Genomic DNA, 7061 nt, shown 5'->3' with positions numbered 1-7061 from the left:
ACCGGCCCCGCCCTCCCACAGCATTCCAGCAGTACCTCGACGCACGCGACTTACCCCGGCCACTGTGGTGGCGCCAAGGGAAGTGACGCCCGTCCTCAAGATTCCCGACAGAGTCGCTCAATGGCGAGGGCCTGACCACCGAGGAAGGTCTAAGGCTTCCTGATGGACACCGAAAACCCTAGCGCGCCCACGCATGCCCAGTCCCGTATCCCGGGCAAAAACCACCCCCACCGGGACTCTCAACCCAGCGGCGGCCTCACCCACGACAACGCGCGCCACACCACCCGCTTCACGGTGATCGGCAACCACCTCACCCAGCACGCGGAGCTCTCCCTCCTCGCCATCGGCCTGGCCTGCCACATCCAGTCGCTGCCGAAGGGCGCCCGCGTCGACATCAAGACCCTCACCGCCCGCTTCCCCGAAGGCGCGACCCGCATCGCCGCCGCCCTGCGCGAACTCGAAGCCCACGGCTACCTGCGCCGCGAACGCACCCGCGCCCCCAGCGGCCGCATCGTCACCCGCACCGTCTCCTGCAACCAGCCGGGGCATCAGCGCCGGGCCGCCGAGAACCACGGATCCACGGCCCCGAAGAAGCCGAGGCCTCCCCGCAAGGAAGCCCTCCCCGCCGTCCCTCAGCCGGCCTGCCCCGCCCCCGCCCTCCTCCAGCAGGCCACCGACGTCCTCGCCGACCTCCGCCGCCACGACCCCCGCCTGCTGCTCTCCACCTGCGACGCAGCGCACCTCGCCCCCGGCGTCGCCGCCTGGCTGGAACGCGACGTCAGCCCCACAGCCGTACGCCAAGCCCTGACCAGCGACCTCCCGCCCGAACCCCTTCACCGCCCGGCGGCCCTCCTGGCCCACCGCCTCGCAGCCCAACTGCCGCCCCCGCCGCCGTTCCGCGCCCCGGCGCCACCACCGCCCGTCCGCCACCCGCTCCGAAACTGCGACGGCTGCGACCGCGCCTTCCGCGGACCCGAACCCGGCCGCTGCGGCAACTGCCGTACGCCCCGGCACACACACGAAAGGCCCTGAACCACACCATGGTCACCTCGTCCCACGAGGCGATGCACCGCATCTTCCAGGACTACCCGGGCCTCTTCTCCCGGGTCTCCGAGGTGATGGGCATCGACTTCGCCCCGCCCACCTCGGTCACCGTCCTGCCCAACGACCTCACCGAGACCAGTCCCGTCGAACGCCGTCTGGACACGCTCCTGAAGCTGGATACGGAGGGCGAGGAGCCGTTACTCCTCGCGGTCGAGTCCCAGAGCGGGAAGAACCCGGACAAGCCCGCCGCCTGGGCCTACTACACGTCATTCCTGCTCGCGAAGTACGAGATGCAGCCACTGCTACTGGTCGTCTGCCAGGACTACGCCACCGCCAGGTGGGCGGAACAGACGGTCCACTTCGGCCCTCCCCAATGGTCTGTGCTCACCCTGCGACCGCTGGTCGCGGGTCCGCACAACATGCCCGTGATCACCGACCCGGCCGAGGTCCGCAAGGATTTCGCGTTCGCCACGCTGTCCGCGATCACGCACGGCAAGAACCCGGAGATCGGGGCCATACTCAAAGCGATGACGACGGCTCTGCAGGACACACCGGACGACGTCAAGGACCCCATCGTCGAACTCATCTCACGGGGGCTGGGCAAGCTGCCCTCCGTGGCACTTTGGAGGAAACTCGTGGCTGTGGACCTCTCTTTCTACAAGTCGCCCCTCATGCAGGAATTCAAGGCCGAAGCCCGGGCCGAAGTCCGGGCCGAAGCCCGGGCCGAAGCCCGGGCCGAAGCCCGGGCCGAAGTCCGGGCCGAAGTCCGGGCCGAAGTCCGGGCCCAAGGCCTGGCCGAGGACATCCTGACCGTTCTGGATGCGCGTGGCATCGACGCCCCCGAAGCAGTCCGCGAACGCATCACCGGCTGCGACGATCCCGAGGCCCTGCGCCGCTGGCTCCGGCAGGCCGTCACCGCCTCCTCCGCCGAAGAGATCTTCACGGCGGAAGACGCCTGAGACCTGGGCGAAGCCGATTCCCTGCCCCGCACCGAGAACGTCAAGGCGCGGGGCGGGGGAATCAAGCAACGCCCGGTGCTCGGTGCCCGGAAGCCTAGTTGAACGTCCCCTCCAGCTTGTCGAAGTCCGGGTCGCCGTTGACCTTGCCCACGTCGCTGGCCGGCCAGTCGTCGTGGCCGTCGGCGAGGGCCTGGGCCGCGCCTCCCAGCAGGACTGTCCCGGCGAGCGCGAGGGCCGCCAGCAGGGCACGTGCGCGCATCAGCGTCTCCTTCGGTAGGTGTGTGCTTGCCGGAGGTATGCCGCCCAGCCGCCGCGCGGGAAGCGCCACGAGCGCACAAGCACCCGAATGCGGCGCACGTGGCGCCACCCACGCGGGCGTAGGAGAGGACATGGCAAAGCCCCCCACCTGCGGTTTTCCACAGGTGGAGGGCTGCCGCCGTGGCTGTCGACCGATGCCGGCGCTGTCAGGTCGCCGGCAGGTGGTCAGAAGCTGGCGTTCAGGCCGACCTGGTGCGGGAGGGCGCCGAGGGTGCCGCCGAGGCTGCCCAGGGCCGTCGCCTTGAGCGAGTCGAGCTCGGCCAGGGCGTCCGCGCTGCTGAGCGTCGTGGAGCCGGCGGTGAGGGAGATCTGCGGGGCCAGGCCGCCGGAGACGGCGTCGAGGTCGGCGTCGGAGATCTCGGCGGTCTGAACCTGGGGAGCGGAGTTCATGGGGAAACAGCCCTTCGCATGGATGTGCCAGAGGGGGGAGCGGCCCCGCAGGGGACAGAAGGCGGGGCTCGGTGCGCAGGATCAAACCACGGAGTGTGCCCGGCATCCAGTGCGAAGGGGCCGGGAGCCGGGCAGTTGAAACGGTCGGCCACCGAAGCGTGTGGGCACGTACACGAATTGGGGGCAGCTTCTCTACACCGAGCGCCGCACAGCAAGCCGACAGGTGTTGTCCCGGCTGCCGCGAACAGGACAACTCCGTATCAACGGCGCGCACTCGCACCACGGTTGCGCATTGCCTGTGCAGATTCGGTCACGGATGCATCCGCGCCCCTTTCAGCACCTTGCCCACCGCGTTCCTCGGCCCGTGCACCGCCATCCCCACCAGGTCCAGGTCCGCCGTCCCCACGGCCCGTACCGCCGCCCGGTTGTCGCGGTCGTTGCCGGTCGCGAAGAGGTCGCTCGTGAAGATCGCCCGAGGGAGCGCCCGGGACAGCGCGCGTCCGTGGGCGGCCGTCAGCGTCTCCTTCGTGCTCTCGAAGACCAGGACCGGCTGGCGGAACATCGGCAGGTAGCGGACGCCGTCCGCGTCCTCGTACGGCTCGCCGATCACCTCGGGAACCATCGTCCCCAGGCCGCTGACCAGGAACGCGGTCACGTTCAGCCGCTGCCAGGGCTCCAGGTCCTCCCGCAGCAGGACGGCGATCTTGGTGTCGAAGCGCATCGGTTCAGTGCTCATGCACCGAGACTGCCGACCGTCGTACGACCCCGTCTTGTACGTTCTTTGCATGGCCGCTCAGCGCCCCCGGCAGGAGGTCTCCGCCTGGCGCCCCCGCATCCCCGGCGTCGTGGAGGTCTTCCACGCGCACTTCACGGAGTACGCCTACCCGATGCACGTCCACGAGGCGTGGACGCTGCTCATCGTGGACGACGGCGCCGTACGGTACGACCTCGACCGGCACGAGCACGGCACCCCGCACGACACCGTGACCCTCCTCCCGCCGCACGTCCCGCACAACGGCTCCCCCGCCACCCCGCACGGCTTCCGCAAGCGCGTCCTCTATCTCGACGGCACGCACCTGCACGACGGCCTCATCGGGGCCGCGGTCGATCAGCCGGACCTGCGCGATCCCGTACTGCGGCTGCGTGTCGGGCAGTTGCACACCGCCCTCGACCACGCCGGGGACGAGCTGGAGGCCGAGAGCAGGCTGACGTTCATCGGGGAACGGCTGCGGTCACAGCTGCGGCCCCGTCCGGTTGCCGAGCCGCCCCGCCCCGACCCCGCTCTCGCCCGCCGGCTGCGCGAGCTCCTCGACGAGCGGGTCGTCGACGGCCTCACCCTCGACGAGGCCGCCGGACTCGTGCACGCCCATCCCGCGCATCTCGTACGGGCGTTCGGCGCCGCGTACGGCATCGCCCCGCACCAGTACCTGAACTCCCGCCGCGTCGACCGGGCGCGCCGGCTCCTCCTCGACGGCCGGCCGCCGGGGGAGGTCGCATCCGCCACCGGATTCTTCGACCAGTCCCATCTCACCCGGCACTTCCGGAAGTTGGTGGGCGTGACACCGGGGCGTTATGCGAAGAACGTGTGACAAGGACACCCTTGCTCCACCCGCGGCCGTATCGTCCGGCTCATGGACTGGCATGAGTGGCACGACGCGTACGACTCACCCGACTCCTATCTCGGCCGGCGCCTGGCTCTCGTCCAGGAACGCATCCGGCTCGCCCTCGACGAGGCCCCACCCGGCCCTCTCACCGCGGTCAGCCTCTGTGCCGGGCAGGGCCGCGATCTGATCGGTGTGCTCCACGACCACCCCCGGCGGGCCGACGTCCGGGCCCGGCTGGTCGAGCTGGACGAGCGGAACGTCGCGGTGGCGCGGGCCGCGGCGCGGGCCGCGGGGCTGCCGGGCGTCGAAGTCCTCGCCGGGGACGCCTCGTCGACCGACCACTACGCCCCGCTCGTGCCCGCCGACCTCGTCCTCGTCTGCGGGGTGCTCGGCAACATCGTCGACGCGGACGTCGAACGGACGATCGACCACCTCACGCAGCTCTGCCGGCCCGGCGGCACGGTCGTATGGACCCGTACCCGGCACTTCGCACCCGACCTGGTGCCCCAGGTGTGCGCGTGGCTGGAGGAGCGGGGCTTCGAGCGGCTGTGGGTGTCCGACCCCGGCCTCGGCTACGGCGTCGGGGCCCATCGATTCGCCGGTGCGCCCCGCCCGTTGAAGCCCGGGGAGCGCATGTTCGACTTCGTCGGCTACGACACCCTCCGGCAGGCTGACCTGCAGACCGGACTGCCTACGGTCCCGGAACCGGGAAGGGGGCGGGCAGGGGTTATTCGGCAGAGTGCCGGGTCAGATGTGTGAACGCGTCGAGGTTGCGCGTCGACTCCCCCCGCGCCACCCGCCACGCGTACTCCTTGCGGATCGCGGACGCGAAGCCGAGTTCCAGGAGGGTGTTGAAGCTGCCGTCCGCCGCCTCCAGGACCTGGCCGAGGAGGCGGTCGATCTCGTCGGGGGTGACGGCGGAGAGGGGGAGCTTGCCCGCGACGTAGATGTCGCCGAGCTGGTCGACGGCGTAACTCACGCCGTACAGCTTGAGGTTGCGTTCCAGGAGCCAGCGGTGGACGCCCGGCTCGTTCTCGTCGGGGTGGCGGATGACGAAGGCGTTCACGGAGAGGGAGTGGCGGCCGACGAGGAGCGAGACGGTCGTCTTGAGCTTGCGGGTGCCGGGGAGCTGCACGACGTAGGTGCCGGGGGCGGGGCTCTCCCATTCGAGTTCGGCGTCCTTCAGGACTTCCTCGACGACCTGGGCGGCTTTCTCTGCATCAGCCATGGTGGGAGCGTACGTGACGCCGGTAGGACTGCATCGCGGCCGTGTAGACGTCCGCCGTGGTGGCGGCGGCGGTGTCCCAGCCGAAGGACTGCGCGTGCCGGGCGGCGGCGGCGCCCATGCGGGTCGGGAGCGCCGGGTCGTCGGCGAAGTCGGACAGCACGCGCGCGTAGTCGGCGGGATTGTGGCCTCGTACGAGGAAACCGGTCTGCTTGTCGCTCACGGCCACCGGGAGTCCGCCGACGGAGGCAGCGAGCACCGGTGTGCCGGCCGCCTGCGCCTCTATGGCGACCAGGCCGAAGGACTCGCTGTAGGACGGCATGACAAGCACGGACGCGGCCCTGAACCAGTCCGCGAGCTGGTCCTGGTCGACCGGCGGGCGGAAGCGGACCACGTCCGCGATGCCCAGGCGGGACGCCAGTTTCTGCAGGCCCTCGGGCTTGGCGAGACCGCTGCCGCTGGGGCCGCCGACGATCGGGACGACGATGCGGGAGCGGAGCTCGGGGCGCTCGTCCAGGAGGACGGCGATCGCGCGCAGCAGCACGTCCGGCGCCTTGAGGGGCTGGATGCGGCCTGCGAAGAGGGGGATCAGGGCGTCCTGCGGGAGGTCGAGGCGGGCGCGGGCCGCGGCGCGGCCGTCGGCCGGGCGGAAGCGGTCCAGGTTGACGCCCGGGTGGACCACGGCGACCTTGTCGGGCTCGGCGGAGTAGTGCCGTACGAGCTCGTCGGCCTCCTCGGCGGTGTTCGCGATGAGGCGGTCGGCGGCCTCGACGATCTGGGTCTCGCCGATGACGCGGGCGGCGGGCTCGGGGGTGTCGCCGTCGGCCAGGTTGGCGTTCTTGACCTTGGCCATGGTGTGCATGGCGTGGACGAGCGGGGAGCCCCAGCGCTGGGCGGCGAGCCAGCCGACATGGCCGGAGAGCCAGTAGTGGGAGTGGACCAGGTCGTAGTAGCCGGGGCGGTGCCCCGCCCACGCCTGCATCACCCCGTGCGTGAAGGCGCACAGCTGGGCCGGGAGCTCCTCCTTGGCAAGGCCCTCGTACGGGCCCGCGTCGACGTGGCGGACGAGGACGCCCGGGGTCAGCTCGACGGTCGGGGGGAGGGCGGCCGTGGTCGCGCGGGTGAAGATCTCGACCTCGATGTTGATCGCGGCGAGGCGCTGGGCGAGCTCCACGATGTAGACGTTCATGCCACCGGCGTCGCCCGTGCCGGGCTGGTGGAGCGGTGAGGTGTGCACGGAGAGCATGGCGACGCGGCGGGGGCGGCGGTGCAGCCGGAGCCGCGGGGGCGCGGCCTGGGAGCGTCGCCCGAGCCTGCTGACGTACTGGCTCACGTGGCGTTCCTCCTTGTGCGGGCATGCCGGGGGGAGGGTGTGGGGCGCCCTCCAAGGGGAGGAACATCGGGGGGACGCGTTCCCATTCCGGGGGAAGTGGATTTTGCCCAGTCATTACCGTGGGCGCTCAACCGAATTCGGCCCGTCCGGCGTTCGAGGACGAGGCCGTTCAGGCCGAGAGCGGGGGT

At 71.1% G+C, this 7061-nt stretch carries 9 protein-coding genes; 4 read left to right on the top strand and 5 right to left on the bottom strand.

What is annotated here, in order from left to right; genetic code table 11:
- The first annotated feature begins 162 nt into the window (after nucleotides 1-162).
- Entirely contained in the window at nucleotides 163-1032 is an 870-nt protein-coding gene (locus LJ657_RS43655) for a helix-turn-helix domain-containing protein (protein ID WP_232655266.1), read from the top strand.
- 8 nt (nucleotides 1033-1040) lie between these two features.
- Complete coding sequence (locus tag LJ657_RS43650) at nucleotides 1041-2003, top strand: hypothetical protein (RefSeq protein ID WP_232655265.1); 963 nt, start codon at nucleotides 1041-1043, stop codon at nucleotides 2001-2003.
- Between the two features lie 94 nt (nucleotides 2004-2097).
- On the opposite strand, the gene LJ657_RS43645 is transcribed toward LJ657_RS43650, so the two are convergent.
- The 3 genes from LJ657_RS43645 to LJ657_RS43635 form a co-directional block, all read right to left on the bottom strand.
- Nucleotides 2098-2262, bottom strand: a complete 165-nt coding sequence (locus LJ657_RS43645) for a hypothetical protein (protein ID WP_232655264.1) — start codon at nucleotides 2260-2262, stop codon at nucleotides 2098-2100.
- A gap of 224 nt (nucleotides 2263-2486) precedes the next feature.
- Nucleotides 2487-2711, bottom strand: coding sequence for a hypothetical protein (locus LJ657_RS43640; protein ID WP_232655263.1), 225 nt, complete (start codon nucleotides 2709-2711; stop codon nucleotides 2487-2489).
- Between the two features lie 310 nt (nucleotides 2712-3021).
- Complete coding sequence (locus tag LJ657_RS43635) at nucleotides 3022-3447, bottom strand: DUF2000 domain-containing protein (RefSeq protein WP_232655262.1); 426 nt, start codon at nucleotides 3445-3447, stop codon at nucleotides 3022-3024.
- A gap of 49 nt (nucleotides 3448-3496) precedes the next feature.
- Between LJ657_RS43635 and LJ657_RS43630 the strand changes: the two genes are divergently transcribed.
- Nucleotides 3497-4300, top strand: coding sequence for a helix-turn-helix transcriptional regulator (locus tag LJ657_RS43630; RefSeq protein WP_232655261.1), 804 nt, complete (start codon nucleotides 3497-3499; stop codon nucleotides 4298-4300).
- A 42-nt stretch (nucleotides 4301-4342) separates the two neighbouring features.
- Nucleotides 4343-5074: a methyltransferase domain-containing protein gene (locus LJ657_RS43625; protein WP_232655260.1), complete on the top strand. Its 732-nt coding sequence runs from the start codon at nucleotides 4343-4345 to the stop codon at nucleotides 5072-5074.
- Here the strand turns inward: LJ657_RS43625 and LJ657_RS43620 are convergent.
- Together LJ657_RS43620 and mshA are read right to left on the bottom strand one after the other, a co-directional pair.
- Nucleotides 5043-5543, bottom strand: coding sequence for a type III secretion system chaperone family protein (locus LJ657_RS43620; protein WP_232655259.1), 501 nt, complete (start codon nucleotides 5541-5543; stop codon nucleotides 5043-5045). The genes LJ657_RS43625 and LJ657_RS43620 overlap by 32 nt on opposite strands.
- Nucleotides 5536-6873 carry a D-inositol-3-phosphate glycosyltransferase gene (gene mshA, locus LJ657_RS43615; protein ID WP_232655258.1) on the bottom strand — a complete coding sequence of 446 codons (1338 nt, stop codon included), beginning with the start codon at nucleotides 6871-6873 and terminating at the stop codon, nucleotides 5536-5538. The genes LJ657_RS43620 and mshA overlap by 8 nt, the downstream gene beginning before the upstream one ends.
- Between the last annotated feature and the right edge of the window lie 188 nt (nucleotides 6874-7061).

The organism is Streptomyces guryensis (genome assembly GCF_021261325.1).
GTDB lineage: Bacteria > Actinomycetota > Actinomycetes > Streptomycetales > Streptomycetaceae > Streptomyces > Streptomyces guryensis.
The sequence above is the reverse complement of the archived record's forward strand: the minus strand, read 5'-3'. Positions and strand labels throughout refer to the sequence as shown.